21 protein-coding genes are annotated in these 23,535 nt (G+C 71.4%); 10 read left to right on the top strand and 11 right to left on the bottom strand.

The window, feature by feature from the left end:
- Position 1: 1 nt before the first annotated feature.
- From ACIBL4_RS22780 to ACIBL4_RS22760, 5 genes are all read right to left on the bottom strand, one after another.
- Positions 2 to 898 carry a carbohydrate ABC transporter permease gene (locus ACIBL4_RS22780; RefSeq protein ID WP_399412840.1) on the bottom strand — a complete coding sequence of 299 codons (897 nt, stop codon included), beginning with the start codon at positions 896 to 898 and terminating at the stop codon, positions 2 to 4.
- A complete protein-coding gene (locus ACIBL4_RS22775) occupies positions 895 to 1,860 on the bottom strand; it encodes a carbohydrate ABC transporter permease (RefSeq protein ID WP_399412838.1) in 966 nt (321 codons plus the stop codon). Before ACIBL4_RS22775 ends, ACIBL4_RS22780 begins: the two co-directional genes overlap by 4 nt.
- Positions 1,861 to 1,880: 20 nt before the next feature.
- Positions 1,881 to 3,146 carry an ABC transporter substrate-binding protein gene (locus ACIBL4_RS22770; RefSeq protein ID WP_399412836.1) on the bottom strand — a complete coding sequence of 422 codons (1,266 nt, stop codon included), beginning with the start codon at positions 3,144 to 3,146 and terminating at the stop codon, positions 1,881 to 1,883.
- 220 nt (positions 3,147 to 3,366) lie between these two features.
- Positions 3,367 to 4,644, bottom strand: coding sequence for an ROK family transcriptional regulator (locus ACIBL4_RS22765; protein ID WP_399413485.1), 1,278 nt, complete (start codon positions 4,642 to 4,644; stop codon positions 3,367 to 3,369).
- Between the two features lie 169 nt (positions 4,645 to 4,813).
- Complete coding sequence (locus ACIBL4_RS22760; RefSeq protein WP_399412834.1) at positions 4,814 to 5,569, bottom strand: ANTAR domain-containing protein; 756 nt, start codon at positions 5,567 to 5,569, stop codon at positions 4,814 to 4,816.
- A gap of 135 nt (positions 5,570 to 5,704) precedes the next feature.
- Here ACIBL4_RS22760 and ACIBL4_RS22755 point away from each other — a divergent pair, with 135 nt between their 5' ends.
- A complete protein-coding gene (locus ACIBL4_RS22755; RefSeq protein WP_399412832.1) occupies positions 5,705 to 6,055 on the top strand; it encodes a helix-turn-helix transcriptional regulator in 351 nt (116 codons plus the stop codon).
- Positions 6,056 to 6,089: 34 nt separating this feature from the next.
- On the opposite strand, the gene ACIBL4_RS22750 is transcribed toward ACIBL4_RS22755, so the two are convergent.
- Positions 6,090 to 7,346 carry a D-arabinono-1,4-lactone oxidase gene (locus ACIBL4_RS22750; RefSeq protein ID WP_399412830.1) on the bottom strand — a complete coding sequence of 419 codons (1,257 nt, stop codon included), beginning with the start codon at positions 7,344 to 7,346 and terminating at the stop codon, positions 6,090 to 6,092.
- 212 nt (positions 7,347 to 7,558) lie between these two features.
- Here ACIBL4_RS22750 and ACIBL4_RS22745 point away from each other — a divergent pair, with 212 nt between their 5' ends.
- Entirely contained in the window at positions 7,559 to 8,566 is a 1,008-nt protein-coding gene (locus tag ACIBL4_RS22745) for a hydroxyacid dehydrogenase (protein WP_399412828.1), read from the top strand.
- A 21-nt stretch (positions 8,567 to 8,587) separates the two neighbouring features.
- On the opposite strand, the gene ACIBL4_RS22740 is transcribed toward ACIBL4_RS22745, so the two are convergent.
- Entirely contained in the window at positions 8,588 to 8,923 is a 336-nt protein-coding gene (locus ACIBL4_RS22740; protein ID WP_399412827.1) for an inner-membrane translocator, read from the bottom strand.
- Between the two features lie 46 nt (positions 8,924 to 8,969).
- Positions 8,970 to 9,635 (bottom strand): hypothetical protein, encoded by a 666-nt coding sequence (locus tag ACIBL4_RS22735; RefSeq protein ID WP_399412825.1) that lies wholly within the window; start codon positions 9,633 to 9,635, stop codon positions 8,970 to 8,972.
- A 196-nt stretch (positions 9,636 to 9,831) separates the two neighbouring features.
- On the opposite strand from ACIBL4_RS22735, the gene ACIBL4_RS22730 reads away from it, so the two are divergent.
- The 5 genes from ACIBL4_RS22730 to ACIBL4_RS22710 all read left to right on the top strand — a co-directional run bounded on the left by ACIBL4_RS22730 (position 9,832) and on the right by ACIBL4_RS22710 (position 16,197).
- Positions 9,832 to 11,157, top strand: a complete 1,326-nt coding sequence (locus ACIBL4_RS22730) for a radical SAM protein (RefSeq protein WP_399412823.1) — start codon at positions 9,832 to 9,834, stop codon at positions 11,155 to 11,157.
- A 235-nt stretch (positions 11,158 to 11,392) separates the two neighbouring features.
- Entirely contained in the window at positions 11,393 to 12,886 is a 1,494-nt protein-coding gene (locus ACIBL4_RS22725) for a cellulose binding domain-containing protein (protein WP_399412820.1), read from the top strand.
- A gap of 207 nt (positions 12,887 to 13,093) precedes the next feature.
- Positions 13,094 to 14,200 carry a ribosome small subunit-dependent GTPase A gene (gene rsgA, locus ACIBL4_RS22720; protein WP_399412818.1) on the top strand — a complete coding sequence of 369 codons (1,107 nt, stop codon included), beginning with the start codon at positions 13,094 to 13,096 and terminating at the stop codon, positions 14,198 to 14,200.
- 72 nt (positions 14,201 to 14,272) lie between these two features.
- Positions 14,273 to 15,712 carry a DNA-3-methyladenine glycosylase 2 family protein gene (locus ACIBL4_RS22715; RefSeq protein WP_399412816.1) on the top strand — a complete coding sequence of 480 codons (1,440 nt, stop codon included), beginning with the start codon at positions 14,273 to 14,275 and terminating at the stop codon, positions 15,710 to 15,712.
- Positions 15,712 to 16,197, top strand: a complete 486-nt coding sequence (locus ACIBL4_RS22710; protein ID WP_399412814.1) for a methylated-DNA--[protein]-cysteine S-methyltransferase — start codon at positions 15,712 to 15,714, stop codon at positions 16,195 to 16,197. Before ACIBL4_RS22715 ends, ACIBL4_RS22710 begins: the two co-directional genes overlap by 1 nt.
- Positions 16,198 to 16,251: 54 nt before the next feature.
- Here the strand turns inward: ACIBL4_RS22710 and ACIBL4_RS22705 are convergent, their stop codons facing one another.
- Positions 16,252 to 16,734, bottom strand: coding sequence for a DUF456 domain-containing protein (locus tag ACIBL4_RS22705; protein WP_399412812.1), 483 nt, complete (start codon positions 16,732 to 16,734; stop codon positions 16,252 to 16,254).
- A 212-nt stretch (positions 16,735 to 16,946) separates the two neighbouring features.
- Here ACIBL4_RS22705 and ACIBL4_RS22700 point away from each other — a divergent pair, with 212 nt between their 5' ends.
- Together ACIBL4_RS22700 and ACIBL4_RS22695 are read left to right on the top strand one after the other, a co-directional pair.
- On the top strand, positions 16,947 to 19,094 hold the full coding sequence (locus ACIBL4_RS22700) for a protein phosphatase 2C domain-containing protein (protein ID WP_399412810.1): 2,148 nt from the start codon (positions 16,947 to 16,949) through the stop codon (positions 19,092 to 19,094).
- Between the two features lie 66 nt (positions 19,095 to 19,160).
- The gene (locus tag ACIBL4_RS22695) at positions 19,161 to 20,903 is read left to right on the top strand and encodes a pyruvate dehydrogenase (RefSeq protein WP_399412808.1); all 1,743 of its coding nucleotides are present in this window, start codon (positions 19,161 to 19,163) and stop codon (positions 20,901 to 20,903) included.
- A 109-nt stretch (positions 20,904 to 21,012) separates the two neighbouring features.
- Here the strand turns inward: ACIBL4_RS22695 and ACIBL4_RS22690 are convergent, their stop codons facing one another.
- Positions 21,013 to 21,237, bottom strand: a complete 225-nt coding sequence (locus ACIBL4_RS22690; RefSeq protein WP_399412806.1) for a hypothetical protein — start codon at positions 21,235 to 21,237, stop codon at positions 21,013 to 21,015.
- Between the two features lie 42 nt (positions 21,238 to 21,279).
- Positions 21,280 to 22,374 carry a lyase family protein gene (locus tag ACIBL4_RS22685; protein ID WP_399412804.1) on the bottom strand — a complete coding sequence of 365 codons (1,095 nt, stop codon included), beginning with the start codon at positions 22,372 to 22,374 and terminating at the stop codon, positions 21,280 to 21,282.
- Positions 22,375 to 22,384: 10 nt separating this feature from the next.
- Here ACIBL4_RS22685 and ACIBL4_RS22680 point away from each other — a divergent pair, with 10 nt between their 5' ends.
- Complete coding sequence (locus ACIBL4_RS22680; protein ID WP_399412802.1) at positions 22,385 to 22,927, top strand: substrate-binding domain-containing protein; 543 nt, start codon at positions 22,385 to 22,387, stop codon at positions 22,925 to 22,927.
- The last annotated feature ends 608 nt before the right edge of the window (positions 22,928 to 23,535 follow it).

Raw genomic sequence — 23,535 nt, 5'->3', positions numbered from 1 at the left:
CTCAGCCCTTGATGCCGGTCTGTGCGATCCCCTGCACCAGCCAGCGCTGGAGGAAGAGGAACACGAACACCAGGGGCAGTATGGAAATGGCCGTGGCCATGAAGATCATGTGGAAGACGACGGTCTGGTTGGTCATGTAGCTGGAGAGCGCGACCTGGACGGTCCACGAACTCGGATCCTGGCCGATGACCAGGGGCCACAGGAAGGCGTTCCAGCCGTTGATGAAGGTGATGGTCGCCATCGCCGCGAAAAAGTTCAGCGAGTTGGGCACGACGACGCGCCAGTACGCACCCCAGTAGCCCAGTCCGTCCATGCGCGCCGCCTCCTCCAGCTCCTTGGGGAACCCCAGGAAGTACTGCCGGAAGAGGAAGCAGGTGAAACCACTGAACAGGCCCGGAATGATGAGGCCCCGGTAGGTGTCCACCCAGCCGAGCGAGGAGACCAGCACGAAGCTCGGCACGAAGGTGACCGCGGTCGGAACCATCAGGGTGCCGAGCACGGCGTAGAACACCTTGTTGGCGTGCTTGTACGGGATGCGGGCCAGACCGTAGCCCGCGAGGGAACACACCAGCAGGACGCCGACGGTGTGCAGGGTGGCCACGACCGCGGAGTTCCACAGGGACTGGGCGAAGGGGACCGTCCCGTCGCTGAAAAGCTCGGTGATGTTGCCCCACTGGATGTCCGTGGGGAAGAACTTCCAGTTCTCTCCGGTGATCTCGGCGTCGGTGGAGAGGGCGTTGCGGACGAGAATGTAGAACGGGATGAGGAACAAGAAGGCGGCGACGCCCGTGGCGATGTAGAGGCCGGTGGAGTTCATCACCCCGCCGCCGCGCCTGACCCGGCTGGTCGTGTCCGACGCCGGCGCGGGTTCGCGCACCTTGGGCATGGTGGTCGTCACTTGGACTCGTCACCCCTTCCGAAGCCCATGATCTTGCCCTGGAGCAGGGTCACGGCACAGATCAGCACGGTCAGGATGAGTGCGCCCGCGCTGCCGGCGCCGTAGTCCTGGCTCTCGCCCAGGGCCTTGTAGTACAGCTCGACGAGGGGCGGGCGGCCCCACGTGGTCTTCGACAGCAGGTTGAAGAACTCGTCGAAGGCCTGGTAGGCGGCGATGAGCAGCAGCAGGATCACCGCTGTGGACGTCGCGCGCAGCTGGGGCAGAGTGATGTACCGGAAGGTCTGCCAGCCCGGCTTGGCGCCGTCGATGGCGGCGGCCTCGTACAGCTCGTCCGGGATGTTCTGCAGCGCCGCGATGAACAGGATCATGTAGAAACCGGACTGCAGCCACAGCCGGGCGGTCACGATGACCAGCCAGTACCAGGGCGGGTTGGGGTCGATCAGCCAGGCGATGTTCTCGATGCCGAACCAGCCGAGGACCGTGTTCATCAGGCCGAAGCGGACCCCGCTGAAGATGGACATCTTCCAGATCAGCGCCGCGGCGACGTAGCTGACCGCGGTCGGCAGGAAGAAGACCGAACGGAAGAACGCCCTCATGAAGCGCATCCGGTTCACCAGCAGGGCGAGCCCCAGGGACAGAGCCCAGGTGGTGGGCACGATGAACGCGGCGAAGACGGTGAAGGTGCCGAGCGAGCCGACGAAGTCGTCGTTCGTCAGCATGTACACGTAGTTGTCGAAGCCGACGAACTTGTCGGGCGTGACGGTGAAGCGGGCCTCGAAGAAGCTGAGCCACAGGCTCCAGAGGATCGGCGCGTAGACGAAGATCGCCAGGCCGATCAGGAACGGCCCGGTGAAGAGCCAGAAGTTGACGGTGGGGCTGCCCCGCAGACCCCGCCGCGGCTTGGCCGAAGGGGCCTGGGCCGAGGCGGGGCTCGCGAGGTCGAGCTTGGTGGTCGTCGACATGTCGTGTTCCGTCCCGCGACCTATCCGAACAGCTTCTTGAGCTCGCGGTTGACGGCTGCGTCGGCCTTGTCGAGAGCCTTCTCCGGATCCATGTCCTTGCGGACGGAGTTCGCGAAGACGTCCTCGAGGGCGGTGATCATGGCCTGGGTCCAGCCGATGTTGTCGAAGTGGCCGAACTCGTTGAAGAGCTTGACGCCTTCAGCGGCATTGCCCGACTTGAGCTTGTCGGCCGTCTTGGCGAGCGAGGTGCGGGGCGGGATGTGGAAGCCGTAGGAGGTGGCCCAGTCCTCCTGGTACTCCTTCTGGTCGATCCACAGCCACTTCACGAACTCCTTGGCCGCGTCGGCGTTCTTGCTCTTGGCGTTGACGAACATCGACCAGCCGCCGTTGTAGACGGACTGCTTGCCGGAGTCGACGGTCTTCGGGAAGGGGAAGACCCCCCAGTCGTCGCCGAGCGCGTCCTGGATGGCCGGCATCGCCCACATGCCGCAGAACTGGATGGCGCACAGGCCCTGGTTGAACGAGGACGGGTCCCAGGACTCGGTCGGAGCGCCGAGGAGGAGGTCGCCGCTGGTGAACAGCTTGCGCATCTTCTTGATGCCCTCGATGACACCGGGGGTGTGGTAGGCGATCTCGTTCTTCTCGTTGAGCGTGTCGGCGCCCGCCGACCAGATCATCGGGTTGATGACCGAGTGCAGGTCGTTGCCCATGTACAGGCCCTTGACCTTGCCGGTGGTGAGCTTGGCGGCGGCCTCCATCAGCTCGTCGAGCGTGGTCGGCACGTCGACCTTGGCCTTCTCCAGCATGGACTTGCGGTAGAAGAAGAACTGCGGGTCGTCGATCATCCGGACGCCGTATATCTTGCCGTCGACCGTGTGCGACTTGATGTCGGCCGGGTTGAAGTCGTCCTTGACCGGCTCGATGATGTCGGTCAAGTCCGCCACCTGGCCGCTCTTGACCATCTGGATCTGCGGGTGGAACTCGAAGAGGTCCGGGGCGTTCTTGGTGAGCAGGGCCGAGAAGAGCTTGCTCTCGAAGTCCGAGCTGGTGATCCACTGCGTGGTCACGTTGGCGCCCTTGTACGCCTTCGCGTACCGCTTGATGGCCTGCTCCGTGCCTGCCTCGCCGTAGGCGTGGAACATCTGCACCAGGTTGGTGCCCGAACCGGACCCACCGCCCCGTCCGGTGTTGCTGCCGCACGCGGCCAGTCCGCCGGCGGCGGCCAGCCCCATCGCGGCCCGCAGTACGTTGCGGCGGTCCCAGTTCATGTTGCTCGATGCCGACATGCTGACGTCCTTGTCTCGAGTGCGGCTGCGGCTCTGCGGCTCACTGCCTGATGGCTCACGGCCCGGGGGCTCGCGCCAGATGGCTCAAAGAGAGGTGCGGTGCGGGACGCTAGAGCTTCGGCTAAGGCTTCGGCAAGGGGTTGGACGAAGTCTGTTCGAAGCGTTGTGTCCGGTTCGCGATTTCGAACAAGCGGGAGTGGCGGAGGAGTTGCTTCCGCCGTTACGAGGGGGGAGCGGTGGTGCGGCTCCGCGCGCGGGTGGTGCTCTTGGCCGGGGTGGTGCGTGTGCCGTTCCGGTGCCCGACGGCCTGGAGCGCCCCTTCGAGCGCGAACGTCGCCGCGCCCAGGCACACCGGGTCGGTGGGGATCGGGGAGAGGACGATCTCGGTGGCGGCCAGCGGCCGCGGCAGCGCGTGCCGGGCCACGGCCTCGCGCACCTCGTGCAGCAGCGGTTCGCCCAGGGTGCGGGCGACCCAGCTGCTCAGCACGACGATCTCGGGGTTGAACAGGTTCACCAGGTCGGCGACGCCGGCGCCCAGATAGCGCGCGGTCTCGTGAACGGCCCGGCGCGCCACCGGATCGTCCGCCGCGACCCCGCGGGCCAGCGCGTCGATGGTCGCCGTCTGGTCGTCCGGATGCAGCAGCGCGCTGTCCGGGCCGATCTCACGCAGGTTCAGCATGATGCCGCGCGCACCGACGTACGTCTCCACGCAGCCGTGGTTGCCGCAGCGGCACAGGCGTCCGTCCAGCACCATCGTGGTGTGGCCCCACTCCCCGGCGCTGTTGCTCACGCCCCGGTGCAGCCCGCCGCCCAGGACGAGCCCGGCGCCGACCCCGGTCCCGAGATTGACCACGACGGCGTTCCCGCGCCCGCGCGCGGCCCCGAACCACAGCTCGGCCACCGCGCTGGCCCGCAGCGGGTTGTCCAGGTACAGGGGATAGGCGATGTGCTCGGTGAGCAGGTCGAGCAGGGGCACGTCGTGCCAGTCCCAGTTGGGCGCGTACTCCGAGGTGCCGGTGGCGCGGTCCACCTGCCCCGGCACGCTCACCCCGACCCCGAGCACCCGGGCGCCCTCGATGCCGGCCTGGGTGACCACCGAGCCGACCGCGGCGGCCACATGGCCCACCACCTGCTCCGGCAGGCTCTCGCCGGCGCGGACGTCCTCCTCGGCGCGGGCGAGGACGTTCAGCCCCAGGTCGAACAGCTCGACGTGGACGTAGGTCTCGGCGATGTCGACGCCGATCAGCGCGCCCCCCGAGCTGTTGACCGCGACCAGGCCCCGGGGACGGCCGCCGGCCGAGTCCTCGAAGCCGACCTCCGTGATCATGCGGAGGTCGAGCAGCTCGCCGACGAGTGTGGCGACCGTGGCCAGGCTGAGACCGGTGGCGGCCGCCAGCTCCTGCCGGGAGGTCGGTGACTCGGCGATGATCTGGCGCAGCACCTCATAGCGGTTCGCGGTGCGGATGTCTCGTGACGTGCGCTTCACCGGGGTGCCCATCCCTTCCCAGACCGGCTCGGGCCGGGTCGACGTCGGCACCGGCGCGGCGCAAGGCTATGGGCTGCCGGGACTTTCGACAAGGGGTTAGGAAAGGGGCTTTATAAAGTGCGCGCCTGGTGAGAGCCGGTGATGGCCGGTGGGCACCCGACGGCGGCCTGTTCATGATGCCTCAGGGGACGCCGGTCCCGTCCTCCGCCGCCCCGCTGCGGGGTGCCGTGCTCGCGACCGCCGCCGCGAGTTGCTGCTGCACCGGCTCGGGCAGCGTGCCGCCGCACACGGTGCCCACCAGGTCCCGGGCCAGATGGTGCAGCTTGGTGTTGGTGTTCTGGGAGGTTCTGACCAGCACGCTCCAGGCCCTCTCGGGGCTCAGGCCGAAGGAGGCCATCAGGATGCCGCGGGCCAGGTCTATGGTCGGCCGGGTCTGCATGGCCCGTCGCAACTGGGTGACTTCGGAGCGGAGTTCCCGGTCGTCCGCGTGGATTTCCTCGTCGTCGGCCGCCCCCCGGCGGGGCCCGCCCTCGGCGGTGGGGCCGTCCTCGGCGGTGGGGCCGTCCTCGGCGGTGGGGCCGTCCCTGTGGGGGCCCGGCGCCGCGAATAGCTCCCGCGTGCCGGTCAGATCGAGCAGGCGCCCGACCGCGCGGCCGCTGGAGCGGACGGTGACCGTCTTGCCCTCGTCGAGGGCGCGCAGCCGCAGGTCGAGCAGCACGTTGAGCCCGGAGCAGTCGCAGAACCCGACCGCGTCCAGACGGAGGTCGATGCCGCTGCCCGACAGCGTGAGGATGTCGTGCAGGTCCGGCAGCAGCCGCCGGCTGCCCAGGTCGAGCTCACCCCACACGGTGACGGTCATCCGGTCGCCGTCCGGCATGACGTCCATGGTCGCCATGCAGGGCGGGATCGCCGTCACCGAGTGCGCAGGGTCCGGCATGGCCCCGTTCTCCCTTGTCCGTTCGCCGTTCCTTCACTTTCCAGCGTTGCCCCTTTACCCCACACCCGTCAATCAATACATGAAACGCAGTACGTGTTTTTGAATACGTGTACACCTGGTCGGTAGAGTTGGGGTATGGATGGAGTGCCCGAGCCACACACCGGATGGACGTTTCTCACCAACCATGCCCGGGTGTTGGCGGCCATCGCCGACAACCACAACGCCCGTATCCGGGACATCGCGGCTCACTGCCGGCTCACCGAACGCGCCGTCCAGAAGATCATCGCCGACCTGGAGCAGGACGGTTATCTCTCCCACACCCGGGAGGGCCGCACCAACACCTACCGGATCGACCCCGGCAAGGTGCTGCGTCACCCCGCCGAGGCCGGCCTTACCGTGGCGGCGCTGCTCTCCCTGCTCGCCCAGGACGAGGCCGACCGGGCCGCGCCGTCCGGCGACCGCGGCCGGCCGCACGCCACGGCCTGACCCGCGGACCGCCGCGCTTCGCCCCTCAGGCCCGCTACGCCTCCCGGAGCACGTCCCGCACGAAGGCGTTGGCGAACGTCCCCTCCGGGTCCAGCTCCCGCGCCAGCGCCCGGAAATCACCGAGCCGCGGATACAGCCCGCGCAGAGCGGACGCGGGCACGGTGAAGACCTTCCCCCAGTGCGGCCGCGCCCCGAACGGCTCCAGCGCCTCCTCCACCCGCCGCACCACCGGCAGCACCGCCGGTGTGTCCTCGACCCAGGTGAAGTGCGCCGCGACGGTGTCCCGGCCGAAGGAGGGGCTCAGCCACTGGTCGTCGCCGGCGACCGTGCGCACCTCGCAGGTCTGCAGGACGGGGGCGATGGTGTCCCGGATCGCGTCGAGCGCGTGCAGCATCTCGACGGCGTGCCCGCGCGGCAGCAGGTACTCCGACTGCAGCTCCGCCCCGCTGCTCGGGACGAACTCCGCCCGGAAGTGCGGCAGCCGCTCGTGCCACGGCCCCGGCACACCGAACTGCTCGGTGCAGTTGACCGCGGGCATCCCCGGCACGGGGTGCATCTTCCCGGTGGCGGGGGAGGCCCAGGGGAATGCGGGCAGCGGCTGGTCGGAGCGCCGCTTGAGCCACACCTGCCTAAAGCCCGGCGCGCGCCAGTCGGTGAACAGGCTGACGCTGTACGCCGTCGCCATCACCGTCTCGAACGTCCCGGAGTCCAGCCCCGCGAAGGGCAGTTCGGTGAACACGTGCTGCTCGACCTCGAAGGTGGGCTCCAGGTCGAGGGTGAGCGCGGTGACGACGCCGAGCGCGCCGAGCGAGGTGACGGCCCCGCCGAACCGCTCCTCGTCCCGGCCTATGGTCACCGTGGAGCCGTCCGCCGTGACCAGCTCCACCTCGCGCACGGCCGCCGAGAGCGGGCCGTTGAGCACGCCCGAGCCATGGGTGCCGGTCGCGACCGACCCGGCCACCGAGATGTGCGGCAGGGACGCCATGTTGTGCAGTGCGAGCCCCTGCCCGTGCACGCGGCGGGCCAGCTCCGCGTAGCGCACGCCGCCGCCGACCCGGACCGTGCGGGCCGCCGTGTCGACGTCCACCTCCTGCGGCAGGTCGGCCAGCGACAGCAGGACGCCCTCGGCGCCCGGCTCGGCGATCTCGTTGAACGAGTGCCCGCTGCCCAGCACCCGCACCCGGTCGCTGTCCGCGACGAGGGCGCGCAGCGCGGTGAGCGAGCCCGGCCGGTGCAGTTCCTTGGCCGCGTAGGTGATGTTCCCCGCCCAGTTGGTCACGGTCCCGTTCATCGCGTCGTCCTTCCCCGAAACAGCGGGGGACCGGGAAAGCCCCCTGCCGGAACCTACCCCGGCCCGCCCTCCGTTGCCGCTGCCGCCCGGCTCGGTCTACCGTGGACAGAGCGGTAGAGAGCGTTTTCTACCGGTGTTCCGGGCGAGCCGTCCCGAGCCCGTCGCCCCCAGCTCTTGTCCCCAGCCCTTCTCCGAACCGGAAGGTCACCTCCTTGAGCCAGCGCCCCCAGGCACTGTTCGCCATGACCGCCGAGAACGTGCCGCAGGTCTTCCCGCCCGAGGTGCTGGCCCGGCTGCGGGAGTCCGTGGACATCGACCCGGCGCTCGTGGTGCGGGACTTCGCCGACCCTCGCGTGCGCGACGCGCTGGCCCGGACCGAGATCCTGGTGACCGGCTGGGGCTGCCCCCGGCTCGACGAGGCGGTCCTCGACGCGGCTCCCCGGCTGCGCGCCGTGCTGCACTCGGCCGGCTCGGTCAAGTCCTTCGCCACCCCCGCGATCTGGCGGCGCGGCATCGTTGTCTCCTCGGCCGCCGCCGCCAACGCGCTGCCGGTCGCCGAGTACACCCTCGCCATGATCCTGCTCGCCGGGAAGGACGTGCTCGCCGCCCGCGACCGGATGCGCACCACCCGCACCTCCTCCGGCTGGGGCGTCGTCCCCGGCATCGGCAACTACGGCCGCCGCGTCGGTGTCATCGGCGCCTCCCGCATCGGCCGCCGCGTCCTCGAACTGCTCCGCCCCTTCGATCTGCGGCCCGTCCTCACCGACCCGTACGTCGACGAGCGGGAGGCCTGCGCGCTCGGCGTCCCCCTGCTGCCGCTGGACGACCTGCTGCGCACGTCCGGCATCGTCACCGTGCACGCCCCCGAGACGCCCGAGACCCACCACCTGATCGGCCGCCGCGAGTTGGCCCTGATGCCCGACGGGGCGGTGCTCATCAACACCGCGCGCGGCGCCCTGGTCGACCACGACGCCCTCGTGGCGGAACTGCGCGCCGGGCGCCTGACCGCGATCCTCGACGTCACCGACCCCGAGCCGCTGCCCGCTGACTCGCCCCTCTACGACCTGCCCGGAGCCTTCGTCACCCCGCACCTCGCGGGCTCCCAGGGCAACGAGCTGGCCCGCCTCGGCCTGACGGTCGCCGAGGAGGCGGAACGGCTGCTGACCGGCGGGAAACCGGCCTACGCGGTCGACCCGGCGGCACTGGAGCGCGAGGCCTAGGCCGCCTTGCTTCGTGCCCGGTCAGGTCCATGCCCCGAGCGCGTGCCCTGCGACGACGACACACAGCACCAGTTGGACCGCCCCGATGAACCGGTTCCCGACCCGCAGCAGCAGGACGCCCGTCACTCCCAGGGCCAGGGCCCCGAAGCCCAGCAGCGGCGCCCAGTCCGTGGGCGGCGGGCCGGCCGGGGGCCGCCCGGCGTCGGCGTCCATCCGGCCCAGCCCCCGCACCGCGAGCAGGAGGACGACCAGAAACGCGGCCCCCGTGTCCGCCACCAGCACGAGCAGCAGGAGACATCCCGCGGTGAGCGCGTCCTTCCCGTCGGAGGGCTGCCTGTCGTCGTGTGCTGCGCTCATGAGGAGCCGCCCGGTCGTGAGCCGAGCGGTCTGCCCTCGCCCGGGATCACAGGAGCTGGTACGCCAGGGACTCGCTGCCCCTGCGTCGGTGGACGTGGCCACGCCACCCCGCCAGCACCGCCATCAGCGTCCACGTCACCGTGCCGCCGATCAGGCCGCCCAGCCGGCCCGCGGCGTCGACGTCGTCCGCTTGTTCCATCGGGACGGCGCCCTCGGGGTCGCGGATGACGTCGAGCCGGTCACCCACCTTCGGAGCCCAGGCGTCGCCATCGAACCCCAGCTTCTCCTCCAGCTCCTTTCCGTCCGTGCCCCGGAGGGTGAAGCGGTGGTTGCCGCTCGACGTACCGGCCGCGGTGTCGGCCACGATCACCACGCTCTCGCGCACGCCGCGCTGTTCCAGGGCTGCCTCGGGCGCGAACTGGACGGACCCGACGAGGATGAACAACGCGGGCACCGCGGACAGCACGGTCAGCCACACGGCTCGGTGGAGAAGGAGCAACATCAAGGCGAAGGCGAAGCACAGGAGCACGCCGACCATGATGGGGACCACCTCCAAGCCCAAGGTCAGGTACGCGAGGCCGGTGGTGCCCGCTGCGGACGCCCATCCGAACGCCACCAGCCCGGCCGTTCGCCGCACCGACTTCCACGGGTCGACGGCCCGACCGCCCATCCTGTTCAGTGGCGCGATCCTGCGGCTGCGTATTCCTGACATCCCCGCTCCTTCGTGCCCGCGGCTGTGATCCGCCGCGAGCCGGCACGCTACAGGGCGTCACACCGCTGATCGCGAGCCGGCGGTAGCTTGCGGAGATAAGGGACATTCATCCGAGCCAGGGGGCCCCGGTACCGGGCTCGCGCACGCATGGGCATACCGTGAGGAGTCGTACGTCCGAACCGGGAGGAGACACGGGATGGGCAGCGGCAGCCGTACCGCGCTGGTCGAGGATCTGATGGAGCGATTCCCGCACGTCCCGCGGGAGGCCGTCTTCAAGGAGGACCTGCTCCGGGGCGGTGTGGCCTTCGACCCGTCCGCGCTCAGCGACAACGAGGGCGGTGAGGTCAAGCCGAAGTCGTACTTCATCTTCTCCTTCGACCACGGCACCCTGCCCGAGCTGGGCGAGGCCGCGCTGCGCCGCCCGCCGGAGGAGATCATCCTCACCGGCGGCCCGTACGACCTGCGCCGGACCGTCGTCTCGGTGCGCGTGAACCCGTCCTCGCCGTACCGCGTCGCCGCGAACGACGACGGCGTGCTCGGCCTCTACCTCGACGGCAAGCGCATCTCCGACGTCGGCGTGCCGCCGATGCCCGAGTACTACCGGCACACCCTCGCCAGCGGGAAGTCGGTCATGGAGGTGGCCCCGACCATCCAGTGGGGCTACCTGATCTACCTGACCGTCTTCCGGGTCTGCCAGTACTTCGGTGCCAAGGAGGAGTGCCAGTACTGCGACATCAACCACAACTGGCGCCAGCACAAGGCCGCCGGGCGCCCGTACACCGGGGTCAAGGACGTCGAGGAGGTCCTGGAGGCCCTGGAGATCATCGACCGTTACGACACGGCGAAGGCCTCCACCGCCTACACGCTCACCGGCGGCGCCATCACCAAGACGGTCTCGGGCCGCGACGAGGCCGACTTCTACGGCCACTACGCCAAGGCCATCGAGGAGCGCTTCCCCGGCCGGTGGATCGGCAAGGTCGTCGCCCAGGCGCTGCCGCGCGACGACGTCCAGCGCTTCAAGGACTACGGCGTGCAGATCTACCACCCCAACTACGAGGTGTGGGACGAGTACCTGTTCAAGATGTACTGCCCGGGCAAGGAGCGCTACGTCGGCCGCGACGAGTGGCACAAGCGCATCCTCGACTCGGCGGAGATCTTCGGCGCGCGCAACGTCATCCCCAACTTCGTCGCCGGAGTCGAGATGGCCGAGCCCTTCGGCTTCAAGACGGTCGACGAGGCCATCGCCTCCACCACCGAGGGCCTGCGCTTCTTCATGTCGCACGGGATCACGCCCCGCTTCACCACCTGGTGCCCGGAGCCCACGACACCCCTCGGCAAGGCCAACCCCCAGGGCGCGCCGCTGGAGTACCACATCCGTCTGCTCCAGGCGTACCGGCAGACCATGGAGGACTTCGGCCTCTCCTCGCCCCCCGGCTACGGCCCGCCCGGCGCCGGCAACGCGGTCTTCTCCGTCAGCTCCTTCATGGACAGCCTCCCGGCGGACGAACCCACCGCCGTTTGATAACGCTTTGATGACGTCGTCCATCATTGCGGTACGGCGTTGAGTCATTGGGCGGCAGTGTCCGTACGGCATGCAAAGGCCGGAGCCGTGGGGGCCTGCCGCCCTGCCCTGACATCTGAACAGGGCGCTTGTCAGTTGTGTGGGTGGCGTGAAAAGCTCTTGCCCTGCCGCGAGGTTTCCCCCAACTCCATTGCCGAAGTGGTGAGTTGACCTCGCTCGTGGATGCAGGAGACCCATGCCCGACCTGCCGACCCCTCAGGACGCCGCCGAGGCCGCGCTGTTCTCCGAGTGCTGGGACGCGGTCCTCGCGTACGCCGACCTGTGCACGTCCGGCTCCGCCGCCGCCGCGCAGCTGGGCCGTGAGGCGTTCGCACACGGCACACGTGAGGCCCGCGCAGCCGAGACCGGCCAGGCCAGAAACGCCGGCCGCCGCGCGGCCCGGCTGCCCCGGATACCCCTGCTGCTGACCGCCGTACGCACCACGGCCGCGGCCTGGGAAGAGGAGGGGCAGGGCCACAAGCTCGACCCCGACCTGCGCCTGTGGCTCAACTCGGACAAGGCCGCCCGCTACACCGGCCCGCCCCTGACGCGCCCGCTCGCGCTGCGCGGCCTGCGCGACCTCCAGCAGGCCGACGCCGAACTCCTGTGGCTGGCCGAGGTGGAGGCCCTGCCGCTGTCCGTGGTCGCCCGCCGCCTCGGCCTCGACCCGGCCACCGCGGCCGACGAACTCCAGCAGGTGCGCACCCTGTTCCGGGACCGCTGCCACCGCAACCACCTCGACACCCCGATGGACGCCCAGTGCCGCAGCTACGCCCGGCTGCTGGACGCCGTCACCCGCTCCGCCGCCGCCGACACGCCGCGCGACCTGTCCCGGCACCTCGCCACCTGCGTCCAGTGCGCCGAGGCCGCCGCCTGTCTGCGGCTGCACGGCGGCGCACTGCCCGGGGCACTGGCCGGCGGGGTGATCGGCTGGGGCGGGCTCGCCTACCTGGAGCGCCGCCGCCGCGCCGCCGAGGTACGGCTCGGCGCCGGCCGGCCCGACGCGGCGGACAAGGCGACGGGAGAACCGGAGGACGGGGAGCAGAAGGCGCGCGTCGCCCGCAACGGCCTCCTCGTCGCCGCCGTCCTGGTCTCCGTCCTCGCGCTCGGTGTCTCGATGATGCCCTTCGGCGGCTCCGGCGACGACCTCGGGGCACGTGGCGACGCAGGCCGTCAGCCGGTGGCCGACCCCAACCCCGACCCGCCCCTGCCGTCCGCGCCCGACCTGCCTCCGGCGACCTCGAAGCCGGCCGGCAACGCCACCGAGAACACCGGCAAGTCGGAGAAACCGGCCAAACCCGAGGGCAGAAACCGCCACACCGAACCGCAGGGCACCTCCACTCCCACGGAGGAGGACCGCGAGAGCGAGAGCCCCACGTGCCGGGTCGAGTACGACCTGGTCAACCAGTGGCCCGACGGCTTCCAGGCCACCGTCACCGTCACCAGCAGCAAGCCCCTCGACTCCTGGCGCGTGTCCTGGTCCTTCCGTGACGGCCAGCAGGTCGGCCAGATGTGGGACGCATCCGTCGGCCAGGACGGCTCCCGCGTCACCGCCACCGCCGCCGACTACAACAAGGCGGTCCCCGCGGGCGGCGACCTGGCCTTCGGCTTCCTCGCCTCCTGGCGCGGCAAGAACTCCCCGCCGTACGACTTCACGCTGAACGGACAGGACTGCGCGAAAAGCAGTTGACGCGACTGACCGGTGACGGGGTAGCGTGACGCCGGTTCCACGAAGTGCCGGGGGAACACGAAGAGTCGAGGATCGAGGAGGTGTTGACCGATGGCTGTCTTTGCGATGGGCGCTGCCCGCATCCAGGAATCCATCACGTCCACCTCCGTGGCCGCCGGCTGATCCGACCGACTGTCGGGCCGGGGGCCGACCTGGGAAAGGTCACCCTTGACTACCAGCTCTGCTTCCTCCGTTTCCGCCGCGCTCTCTCCCTACGGCTGGGATGAGGCGTGGGCGGACGAGTTCGCCCCGTACGACACCGAAGGACTGCTGCCCGGACGCGTGATCCGGGTCGACCGCGGGCAGTGCGACGTCGTCACCGCAGACGGAGTGCTGCGGGCCGACACCGCCTTCGTCACACCGCACGACCCGATGCGGGTCGTCTGCACCGGCGACTGGGTCGCCGTCGAACCCGGCGGGAACCCGCGCTACGTCCGCGCCTACCTGCCGCGCCGCACGGCGTTCATCCGCTCCACCTCCTCCAAGCGGTCCGAGGGGCAGATCCTCGCGGCCAACGTCGACCACGCCCTCGTCGCCGTGCCCCTCACCGGCGAGCTCGACCTCGGCCGTATCGAACGGTTCCTCGCGCTCGCCTGGGAATCCGGGGCACAGCCCCTGGTCGTCCTCACCAAGGCCGACCTCGTGCCGGACGCCGTCACCCTCGCCCACCTCGTCCAGGACGTGGAGACCAGCGCGCCCGGCGTGCCGGTGGTGCCCGTCAGCGCCGTCGACGGCGCCGGTCTCGACGTGGTCGCGGCGATCGTCGCCGGGGGGACGTCCGTGCTGCTCGGGCAGTCCGGCGCGGGCAAGTCGACCCTCGCCAACGCGCTGCTCGGCGAGGACGTCATGACCGTCCAGGCCACCCGGGACGTCGACGGCAAGGGCCGGCACACCACGACGACCCGCAACCTGCTCGCGCTGCCCGGCGGGGGCGTCCTGATCGACACGCCCGGGCTGCGGGGTGTCGGACTGTGGGACGCCCAGACCGGCGTCGGGCAGGTGTTCTCCGAGATCGAGGAACTGGCCGAGCGGTGCCGCTTCCACGACTGCGCCCACGAGGCCGAGCCGGGCTGTGCCGTGCTGGCCGCCGTCGAGGAAGGCGACCTGCCCGAGCGGCGGCTGCACAGCTACCGCAAGCTCCTGCGGGAGAACCAGCGCATCGTCGCCAAGACGGACGCCCGACTCCGCGCGGAGATCCGCAAGGACTGGAAGCGCAAGGGCGCGATCGGAAAGGCCGCGATGGAGGCGAAGCGCGGACCGCACTGGCGTTCGTGACCGCATGGCGTCCCCAGCGTCGTGTCCGATTTCCGCCAGCGGGCGTCCCGCCGACGGCGGAGACTGGACACCGTGAAGGACGACGACACCAGGCACGAAAACACGGGAGACACGGGGGAAGACCCCAGGTACGAAGCCGTACGCAGTCGTGACGGACGTTTCGACGGCGCCTTCTTCTTCGCCGTCGAGACGACCGGCATCTACTGCCGGCCGAGCTGCCCCGCGGTCACCCCTAAGCGGGCCAACGTACGGTTCTTCGCCACGGCCGCCGCCGCGCAGGGCTCGGGCTTCCGGGCCTGCCGGCGGTGCCGCCCGGACGCCGTGCCCGGCTCCGCCGAGTGGAACGTCCGCGCGGACGTGGTGGGCCGGGCCATGCGGCTGATCGCCGACGGCGTGGTCGACCGCGAGGGCGTCGCCGGGCTAGCCGGACGGCTCGGCTACAGCGCGCGGCAGGTTCAGCGGCAGCTCACCGCGGAGCTCGGCGCCGGCCCTGCCGCCCTCGCCCGGGCCCAGCGGGCCCACACCGCGCGCGTCCTCGTGCAGACCACCGACCTGCCGATCACCGAGATCGCGTTCGCCTCGGGCTTCGCCAGCGTCCGGCAGTTCAACGACACCATCCGCGCCGTGTACGCGTCGACCCCGAGCGAACTGCGCGCCGCCGCCGCGCCGAAGAACGGCCGGGCCCGACGTACCGCCACCCCGGACGCCGGCATCCCGCTCCGGCTCGCCCACCGCGGCCCCTACCAGGCCGGCCCCGTCTTCGACCTGCTGGCACGCGAGGCCGTGCCCGGCGTCGAGGAGGTCGGCGGCCCGCCCGGCGCGCGCACCTACCGGCGCACGCTGCGCCTGCCGTACGGCACCGGCATCGTCGCCGTCGACGAACGACCCGGCACCGCCCGGACCGGATCCGGCGCCCACCCGGGCGGCTGGCTCGACGCCCGGCTGCACCTCACCGACCCCCGCGACCTCACCACCGCCGTGCAGCGGCTGCGGCGGCAGTTCGACCTCGACGCCGACCCCTACGCCGTCGACGAGCGCCTCGGCGCCGACCTGGTGCTCGCCCCCCTGGTCACCGCCCGGCCCGGCCTGCGCTCGCCGGGCACCGCCGACCCGGAGGAACTCGCGGTACGCGCACTGGTCGGCCGTACGGAGGCGGAACGGCTCGTACGGCGCTACGGCAAGGCCCTGGACGCCCCCTGCGGCAGCCTCACCCACCTGTTCCCCGAACCGGCCGTGCTCGCGGGCGCCGAACCCGGCGGCACCCTCGGCGCGCTCACCGCCGCCCTCGCCGACCACGCCGTACGCCTGGACCCGGGCGCCGACCGCGACGGCGCGCAGGACGCCCTGCGCGCCGTGCCCGGTCTGGACGCCCGCACCATTGCCGAGATCCGCACCCGCGCCCTCGGCGACCCCGACGTGGCCCCACCCGGCGCCGACGTCCCCGACAGCTGGCGCCCCTGGCGCTCGTACGCCCTGAACCACCTGCGCGCAGCAGGGAAGTGGGAGTTGTGATGACCTCGACGTACTGGACGAACGTGGCCTCCCCGCTCGGGCCGCTGCTCCTCACCGCCGCTCCGGACGGTGCGCTGACCTCGCTGTCCGTGCCCGGTCAGAAGGGCGGACGCGTGGTGGAGGACGGCTGGCGGCAGGACCGGGGGCCCTTCCGGGAGGTCGAGGAACAGCTCGCGGCCTACTTCGCCGGGGAACTGAAGGAGTTCCGGCTGGCCTGGCGCACCGACGGCTCCGCCTTCCGGGAGAAGGTCTGGGCCGCGCTGGACGACATCCCCTACGGCTCGACCGTGACCTACGGCGAGATCGCCGCGCGCATCGGAGCGCCCAGGGCCGCCGTACGGGCCGTGGGCGGGGCGATCGGTGCCAATCCGCTGCTGGTCGTCCGGCCGTGCCACCGGGTGATCGGGGCCGACGGGACACTGACCGGCTACGCGGGCGGCCTGGAGCGGAAGGTACGGCTGCTGACGCACGAAGGGGTGCTGTAGGGGCCGGTGTGGTGTTCTCGGAGTGTGTTCTCGGGGTGTTCTCGGGGTGTGTTCTCACGCGCCGAACACGGCCCCCACCCAGGCCGCCGCGATCAGCTGGCAGGTGAACAACTCCGCCAGCACGCTGGAGCCGCCCGAGCGCATCACCGTGCGCACCGCCGCCACGGCCTCGGCGTGGCGGCCCAGGCGGAGGCGTTCGGCGAGGTAGATACCGGCCAGAAAACCGGGGATCGCGCCGACGACGGGGAGCAGGACGAAGCCGAGGGTGGATCCCGCTCCGGCGTAGGACAGCATGCGGTGGGTGGCGCGGTTCGCCCGCAGCCGCCGGGGCGGCAGGGCCCAGCGCACGCCCTGGGAGACGAACATCAAGGCCGTGACCCCCACCAGGATCCACCAGGCGACGGGCTGCGGATCCTTCAGGGCCCACCACATGACCGCGGCCCACACCAGCAGCGATCCGGGCACCGCGGGCAGCAGCACTCCGTACAGACCGAGCAGGATGACCAGCCCGACCAGCAGGAGGTCCCACACTCCCATCTGACCAGCCTGCCGGAACACGGGAGAAGGCGCAGGTCAGAAGCGTGGTCGTGACCCAGACCCGCAGGTCAGCCGGTCGCGTCCGGTGATCGGCCCTCATATCGCATGACCGTTCTACGGCTCACTCGACGCACGGGTTCCCGGTGCCGGAAGAGGCCGGTTTTTCCACAAGCCCCGTTTTCATCCGGCCTGTGCGGTGGACAATTAGGGGCATGAGCCAGCAGGGGGGAAGGCCCACCGGTCCCGAGGACGACTGGTGGGGGCAGTTGTACGACGACTCCACCGGCGACACGGGCCCCACACCCGCACCCGATTCCCTCGACGACCGCTTCGCCTCGGCGGCGGGGGCGATGGAGGGCCGGAGTGTTCCTGGGGCCGGGGCGGGGGAGAGGGCCGTGTCGGAGCCCGTGGTTCCGGCGCCGCGGGCGAGGGCCGACGACATCATGGACACCCCACGCGCCTCCGGCCCGTCACCCCGGCGCGCCCCCTGGGAACCACCGCCCGTCCGGCCCACGGGCCCGGTGACCTTCCCGACCGCGACGAAACAGCAGGGGCCGCAGGGGACGCCCCCCGCCCCACCGACGGTCCCCCCGCCACCTCCGGCGCCTCCCGTCTGGCCGAGCCCCGAGGCGACCGGTTCCACCACGGCGGGGGCCGCGCCCAGGGGCCCCACGGCCCCGGCAACCGAGCCGAGCCCCGGAGCGGCCGACGTCCCCGCCACCGAGCCGGACGGCGCCGAGCACTCCGGGCCCGGGCCCGAGGGGACCGCGCTCCACGCCCCCCGTCCCGACGGCACCGCGTCCCCGGCCCCGGCCGATCGGTCGCCGGTACCACCACGCCCCGCAGCCCCTCCCCTCACGTCACCTCCGCCGGTCGGCTCCGCGCCTGCGTCACCTCCGCCTGCCGGCTCCGCGCCTGCGTCAGCTCCGCCGGTCGGCTCCGCGCCTGCGTCACCTCCGACGGTCGGCTCCGCGCCTGCGTCAGCTCCGCCTGCCGGCTCCGCGCCTGTGTCACCTCCGCCTGCCGGCTCCGCGCCTGTGTCACCTCCGACGGTCGGCTCCGCGCCTACGTCACCTCCGCCTGCCGGCTCCGCGCCCACGTCACCCCGGCCCCTGGGCTCCGGGCCCACGCCACCCCCGCCGGTAGACGCCCCACTCACGCCACCTCCGCCGGTCGGCTCCGCGCCCACATCACCCCCGCCCGTGGGCTCCGGGCCCACGCCACCACCGCCGGTCGGCTCCCCGCTCGCGCCACCCCCGCCCACCGGCTCCACATCCACCCCGCCTCCGCCTCCCGACTCCCCGCCCACCCCACCTCCGCCCCCCGACTCCCCGCCCGCCGACCTGCCATCCGATCGATCCGAATCCAGGTTCGAGCGCCCCGCGTCCTCCCCCCGGCCCCGGGGCCACGTCGGCTCGCGGCCGCCCACCTACGACGCCGAGCCCACCGCCCTGCCGCTCGCCGACCCCGATGATCTGGACGACCTCGTCGCGGACACCGTGCTCGACGGAGCCCGGTACGGGGCCTGCACGTTGCGGGCCGTGTCCGTGAGGGGGGACTCCGCGCGGTACCGGGGGGAGCCACGGCGGGACTCGCTGCTGACCGCGCGGTTCGGCAGCGGCGAGCAGGCCCTGCTGCTGGTGGCGATGGCGACCGGGGCGCGGGCCACGCCGGGGGCGCACCGGGCCGCCGCCGAGGCCTGTCACTGGATCGGCCGGGCCGTCGGGCGCAGTCACGCGCGGCTCGTGGAGGACATAAGGGCGGGGCGGCGCGGCGACCTGAAGTCCGGGCTGCACCGCCTTACCGACCGCAGCCTCGGCAAGCTCCGCGCCAGCGCCGCCGAACAGGGCGTCGACCCGGAGGAGTACGCGGCCGGACTGCGCTGTCTGCTGCTGCCCGCCGACCCCGAGTGCCGTACGCGCGTCTTCTTCGGCGTCGGTCCCGGCGGGCTGTTCCGGTTGCGGGACGGCGAGTGGCAGGACATCGAACCGCAGGTCGCCGAGGTCAAGGGCGAACCCGTCGTGGGCTTCGGATCGCCGCCCTCCGAGACGCCCGGCGGCGACCGGCTCACCATGGACCTCGGCATCCCGACCCCGCCCAGCCCCTACGAACCGGCCCCGGAACCACCCCGCGAACCCTTCCGCTTCCGTACCTCCGTCGCCCGCCCGGGTGACACGCTCCTCGTGTGCAGCGCCGGCCTCGCCGAGCCGCTGCGCGGCGAACCCGAACTGGGGGAGTACCTCGCCGAGCGGTGGTCCCGCCCCGAGCCGCCCGGCCTCGCCGCGTTCCTCGCGGACTCCCAAGTACGGGTCAAGGGTTATGCGGACGACCGTACGGCCGCGGCCGTTTGGGAGGCGTGAGGACGTCTCCTGTGACTTGATGGAACCCGGAGGGATCCCAGGAGACCGAAGGGGCAGACGACAGATATGGCCAAACAGAACGTCGCGGAACAGTTCGTCGACATCCTGACCCGCGCCGGAGTCAAACGCCTCTACGGGGTCGTCGGCGACAGCCTCAACCCCATCGTCGACGCCGTCCGCCGCAACTCCGCCATCGACTGGATCCACGTCCGGCACGAGGAGACCGCCGCCTTCGCCGCCGGGGCGGAAGCGCAGATCACCGGCAAGCTCGCCGCCTGCGCCGGCTCCTGTGGGCCCGGCAACCTCCATCTCATCAACGGCCTCTACGACGCCCACCGCTCCATGGCCCCGGTCCTCGCCCTCGCCTCGCACATCCCGTCCAGCGAGATCGGCCTCGGCTACTTCCAGGAGACCCACCCCGACCGGCTGTTCGCCGAGTGCAGCCACTACAGCGAGCTGATCTCCAGCCCGAAGCAGATGCCCCGGCTGCTCCAGACCGCCATCCAGAACGCGGTCGGCCGCTCCGGCGTCAGCGTCGTCTCCCTGCCCGGCGACATCGCCGCCGAGCCCGCCCCGGAGCAGGCCGCCGAGACCGCCCTCGTCACGTCCCGGCCGACGGTCCGCCCCGGCGACGCCGAGATCGACCGGCTCGTCGAGATGATCGACGAAGCCGACAAGGTCACCCTGTTCTGCGGCAGCGGCACGGCCGGCGCCCACGCCGAGGTCATGGAGTTCGCCGGGAAGATCAAGTCCCCGGTGGGGCACGCCCTGCGGGGCAAGGAGTGGATCCAGTACGACAATCCGTTCGACGTCGGGATGAGCGGGCTGCTCGGATACGGCGCCGCCTACGAGGCCACCCACGAGTGCGACCTGCTGATCCTGCTCGGCACGGACTTCCCGTACAACGCGTTCCTCCCCGACGACGTGTTGATCGCCCAGGTCGACGTCCGGCCCGAACACCTCGGCCGCCGCTCGAAACTGGACCTCGCGGTGTGGGGCGACGTACGGGAGACGCTGCGCTGCCTCATCCCGCGGGTGCGGGAGAAGACCAACCGCCGCTTCCTCGAACGGATGCTGAAGAAGCACGCGGACGCGCTGGAGGGGGTGGTGAAGGCCTACACCCGCAAGGTCGAGAAGCACACGCCGATCCACCCCGAGTACGTGGCGTCCGTGCTCGACGAAGTCGCATCCGAGGATGCCGTGTTCACCGTCGACACCGGCATGTGCAACGTCTGGGCCGCCCGCTACATCTCACCCAACGGCCGCCGCCGCGTCATCGGTTCCTTCTCCCACGGCTCGATGGCCAACGCGCTGCCCATGGCGATCGGCGCGCAGTTCACCGACCGGAAGCGGCAGGTCGTGTCGATGTCCGGCGACGGCGGGTTCTCCATGCTGATGGGCGACTTCCTGACGCTGGTGCAGTACGACCTCCCGGTCAAGGTCGTCCTCTTCAACAACTCCTCCCTCGGGATGGTCGAGCTGGAGATGCTGGTCGCCGGACTCCCGTCCTACGGCACCACCAACAAGAACCCCGACTTCGCCGCCGTCGCCCAGGCCTGCGGTGCCTACGGCGTACGCGTCGAGAAACCGAAGGACCTCGCCGGGGCGCTGAAGGACGCCTTCAAGCACAAGGGCCCGGCCCTCGTCGACGTCGTCACCGACCCCAACGCCCTGTCCATCCCCCCGAAGATCAAGGCGGAGATGGTGACCGGGTTCGCCCTGTCCGCCTCCAAGATGGTGCTGGACGGCGGCGTCGGCCGCATGGTTCAGATGGCCCGCTCCAACCTGCGCAACGTGCCCCGGCTCTAGGGCCGTCGCCGGTCCGGCCGGTGTCAGGGGAGTTCCGGCCGGATCAGCGACGGCGAGGGGACCAGGTACGGGGCGGCCTGGCCCCCGGTTCAGGGGGCTGCTCGCGCCGCTATGGCAACGTCCAGGTCCTCCAACTGGGAAGAATCTCCGTGACGGTGGCGGCCTGGACGTCCAGGGCGGCGTTGCGGCGATGGCGCCGTGCCTCAGGGAGGTCGGCCCGCGCCAGCGCGTGGCGGCGGGCGTCCTCGTAGTGGTCGGCGTCCACGATGAAGACGTGTACGCCGGAGCCGCCGTGCGGGGTTCGGGTGGGAATGGTGGCAGACCAGAAAGGCATGGGAGGTCCTCTCGTCGGATGCTCCGGTGGTGAGGTGAGGTGTCAGGTCCCGTATCCCTCGGTGAGTGAGGTGGCGTCGCGCAGGAGCCGGACCCTGGCCTGTTCGACTTCCTCGGTGCGTGCCTCGACGGTGCGTCGGTGGGCCCGTAGGTCGTCGGCGGCTTGTGCGGCCAGTTTCCTGCGCTGCGCCGCCGAGGTGCCGCCCGCGCTGGTGCGGCTCTCGACGAAGTTCCGCGTGTCGAGGACGCCGGCCAGTTCCTCGGCCGAGTAGTGCCGGAAGTGCTGGTCGATCAGGTCCGCGCGGACGACGCCGTCGGTCGCGCCCGCGCTCTCGTGGGCGCTGATGAGGCGTGCCACGGCCTCGTGGGCGCCGCGGTAGCTCAGGCCCTGGGTGCGCACCAGGTCGTCGGCCAGCGCACTGGAGGTCGACCAGTGGCGTCCGGCGGATTCACCGAGACGGCCGGTGTGGACCTCGAGGGTGGCGACCGCCTCGGTGAGGAGGGTGACCGCACCGGCCGTGGCCTGGCAGTACGCGGGAATGCGGTTGTGTACATAGGCCTGGTCGGAGTCGGTGGAGGTGGCGAAGTGGAGGATCCCGAGCTGGCTGGCCCCCCAGCCGGCGGCATCACCCGCGAGGCCGCGTATCCGCTCCAGCGCGATGGGGTTCCGCTTCTGCGGCATCATGCTCGACGTGCCGCACAGCGAGGGGTGGAGGCGGACCATGCCGACTTCCGACGACGACCAGTAGAACAGGTCCGACGCGCACCTGCTGATGCCCGACAGCGTCAGTCCCAGGGCACCGGCGAGTTCGGCCCCGACGTCGACGGAGGACATTCCGGCGTCGCGTGCGTTGCGGACCGGCCGGTCGAAGCCGAGGTAGGCCGCGGTGGCATCGCGGTCGATCGGCCACGCGGTGCCGCTGTGCGCGGCTCCGCCCAGCGGGCACTCGTTGAGACGCTCGTAGACCTGGCTCAGACGCGCGAGGTTGCGTGAGAGGGGCCAGTAGTGGGCGTTGAAGTAGTGGCCCAGCGTGGTGGGCTGGGCGTGCTGCAGATGGGTGTAGCCGGGGGCGAGAACGTCGTCATGGTTCTCGGCCGCCTCCAGGAGCGCCTCGCCCAGACCGATGAGTGTGCTCATCACCGCAAGGGTGCCTTTCCGGTCCGCCATGCGCAGGCCGGTGGCGTTCTGGTCGATCCTGCGGCTCTCGGGTTACCGCGCCGCCCTCGCGCGCCACGCGGTCCCCGAACCGCACGACCTCGTGGTCACCGGCCTGACCAGCCCGCGGGAGATCAACGCGGCCGTCACCGAGCTGATGCAAAGGCCCGAGCCCCCGACCGCCGTGCTCGCCCTCAACCTCGGCATCAGCAGCGGCGTCCTGCTGGACCGCATCGTCAACCGCCGCGACACAGCCTTCGTCGCGCTCGACGAGAACGAGCTGTCCGCCGGACTGGGCATCTCGGCGATCACCAGAGACCCGTTCGAACTGGGCAGGCAGGCCGCCGTCCTGGCCCTCGAACGCATCACCGATCCGACGGCCCGTCCGCGCACCGTGACCCTGCCGAGCGTTCTCGTCCGACGCGGCTCCGGCGAACTGCCACCCCCGTCCGCCGTCGCCGCCGACGACGGCGTCCCGGCTGTCGTGGCCCATGAGGTGGTTCAGCCCGACGGCAGCGGAGTCGCTCGCGATTGAGTGTTCCGTCGGCGTCCGTCGGCCCGCGAGGGGGTGTGCCGGGACCGTCGCGATGTGGGCGTGGTTGGTCTTGGCGGTGGGTGTGGGCCGTCTCGGCGGTGGGTGTGGGGCGTCTCGGCGGTGGGTGGGCCGCCCTGGCGGGGCGTGGGCTGTCCCGGCGTGGGTGTGGGTCGTTCCGTGGGTGGATGTGGTGCGACTTGGCGGTGGAGGGGGCGTCCTCCCGCCGCGGGGTGGACGCCCCGTATCGGGCGGGAAACCGGGGGGAGACCGTCGTACTTCGGCCAACTTGAGTGGGCCGCCGCGCGGGGCGACCGGCCGTCCCGCGCCTTCGCCGGGTACGGAAGGATCGGCAGTCGGCCATCGGCAGTTCGTCCGATCTCCGGCGGTCAGGATCCGGCGCGGGACGTCTTCCGGCTACCCTCTTGTCCCCCGACCCTTCGGCGCCGTACTGCTCAGGGCCCGTGCAGCCGCGCCGCCCGTCCCGGCGAGATGGCCGAACATCCGGTCGTTGACGATCCGACATGACTGCCGCGTGCCCGACGGGGCATGGATCCCCGTGAACGTGTTCGAGCAGGAGGGGAACCGACATCGGCGCGCGGGCGGGGGTC

It is taken from the genome of Streptomyces sp. NPDC050416 (assembly GCF_044458845.1).
Classification (GTDB): Bacteria; Actinomycetota; Actinomycetes; order Streptomycetales; family Streptomycetaceae; genus Streptomyces.
The sequence above is the reverse complement of the archived record's forward strand: the minus strand, read 5'-3'. Positions and strand labels throughout refer to the sequence as shown.

Bases quoted from the DNA above. Each gene is read 5' to 3' on its own strand.
- ACIBL4_RS22740 (WP_399412827.1), bottom strand. From the start codon at position 8,923: ATGAGCGCAGCACACGACGACAGGCAGCCCTCCGACGGGAAGGACGCG.
- ACIBL4_RS22700 (WP_399412810.1), top strand. From the start codon at position 16,947: ATGAGCCAGCAGGGGGGAAGGCCCACCGGTCCCGAGGACGACTGGTGG.
- ACIBL4_RS22710 (WP_399412814.1), top strand. From the start codon at position 15,712: ATGACCTCGACGTACTGGACGAACGTGGCCTCCCCGCTCGGGCCGCTG.
- ACIBL4_RS22775 (WP_399412838.1), bottom strand. From the start codon at position 1,860: ATGTCGACGACCACCAAGCTCGACCTCGCGAGCCCCGCCTCGGCCCAG.
- ACIBL4_RS22735 (WP_399412825.1), bottom strand. From the start codon at position 9,635: ATGTCAGGAATACGCAGCCGCAGGATCGCGCCACTGAACAGGATGGGC.
- ACIBL4_RS22695 (WP_399412808.1), top strand. From the start codon at position 19,161: ATGGCCAAACAGAACGTCGCGGAACAGTTCGTCGACATCCTGACCCGC.
- ACIBL4_RS22685 (WP_399412804.1), bottom strand. From the start codon at position 22,374: ATGAGCACACTCATCGGTCTGGGCGAGGCGCTCCTGGAGGCGGCCGAG.
- ACIBL4_RS22760 (WP_399412834.1), bottom strand. From the start codon at position 5,569: ATGCCGGACCCTGCGCACTCGGTGACGGCGATCCCGCCCTGCATGGCG.
- ACIBL4_RS22725 (WP_399412820.1), top strand. From the start codon at position 11,393: ATGCCCGACCTGCCGACCCCTCAGGACGCCGCCGAGGCCGCGCTGTTC.
- ACIBL4_RS22755 (WP_399412832.1), top strand. From the start codon at position 5,705: ATGGATGGAGTGCCCGAGCCACACACCGGATGGACGTTTCTCACCAAC.
- ACIBL4_RS22750 (WP_399412830.1), bottom strand. From the start codon at position 7,346: ATGAACGGGACCGTGACCAACTGGGCGGGGAACATCACCTACGCGGCC.
- ACIBL4_RS22705 (WP_399412812.1), bottom strand. From the start codon at position 16,734: ATGGGAGTGTGGGACCTCCTGCTGGTCGGGCTGGTCATCCTGCTCGGT.
- ACIBL4_RS22690 (WP_399412806.1), bottom strand. From the start codon at position 21,237: ATGCCTTTCTGGTCTGCCACCATTCCCACCCGAACCCCGCACGGCGGC.
- ACIBL4_RS22770 (WP_399412836.1), bottom strand. From the start codon at position 3,146: ATGTCGGCATCGAGCAACATGAACTGGGACCGCCGCAACGTACTGCGG.
- ACIBL4_RS22730 (WP_399412823.1), top strand. From the start codon at position 9,832: ATGGGCAGCGGCAGCCGTACCGCGCTGGTCGAGGATCTGATGGAGCGA.
- ACIBL4_RS22765 (WP_399413485.1), bottom strand. From the start codon at position 4,644: ATGGGCACCCCGGTGAAGCGCACGTCACGAGACATCCGCACCGCGAAC.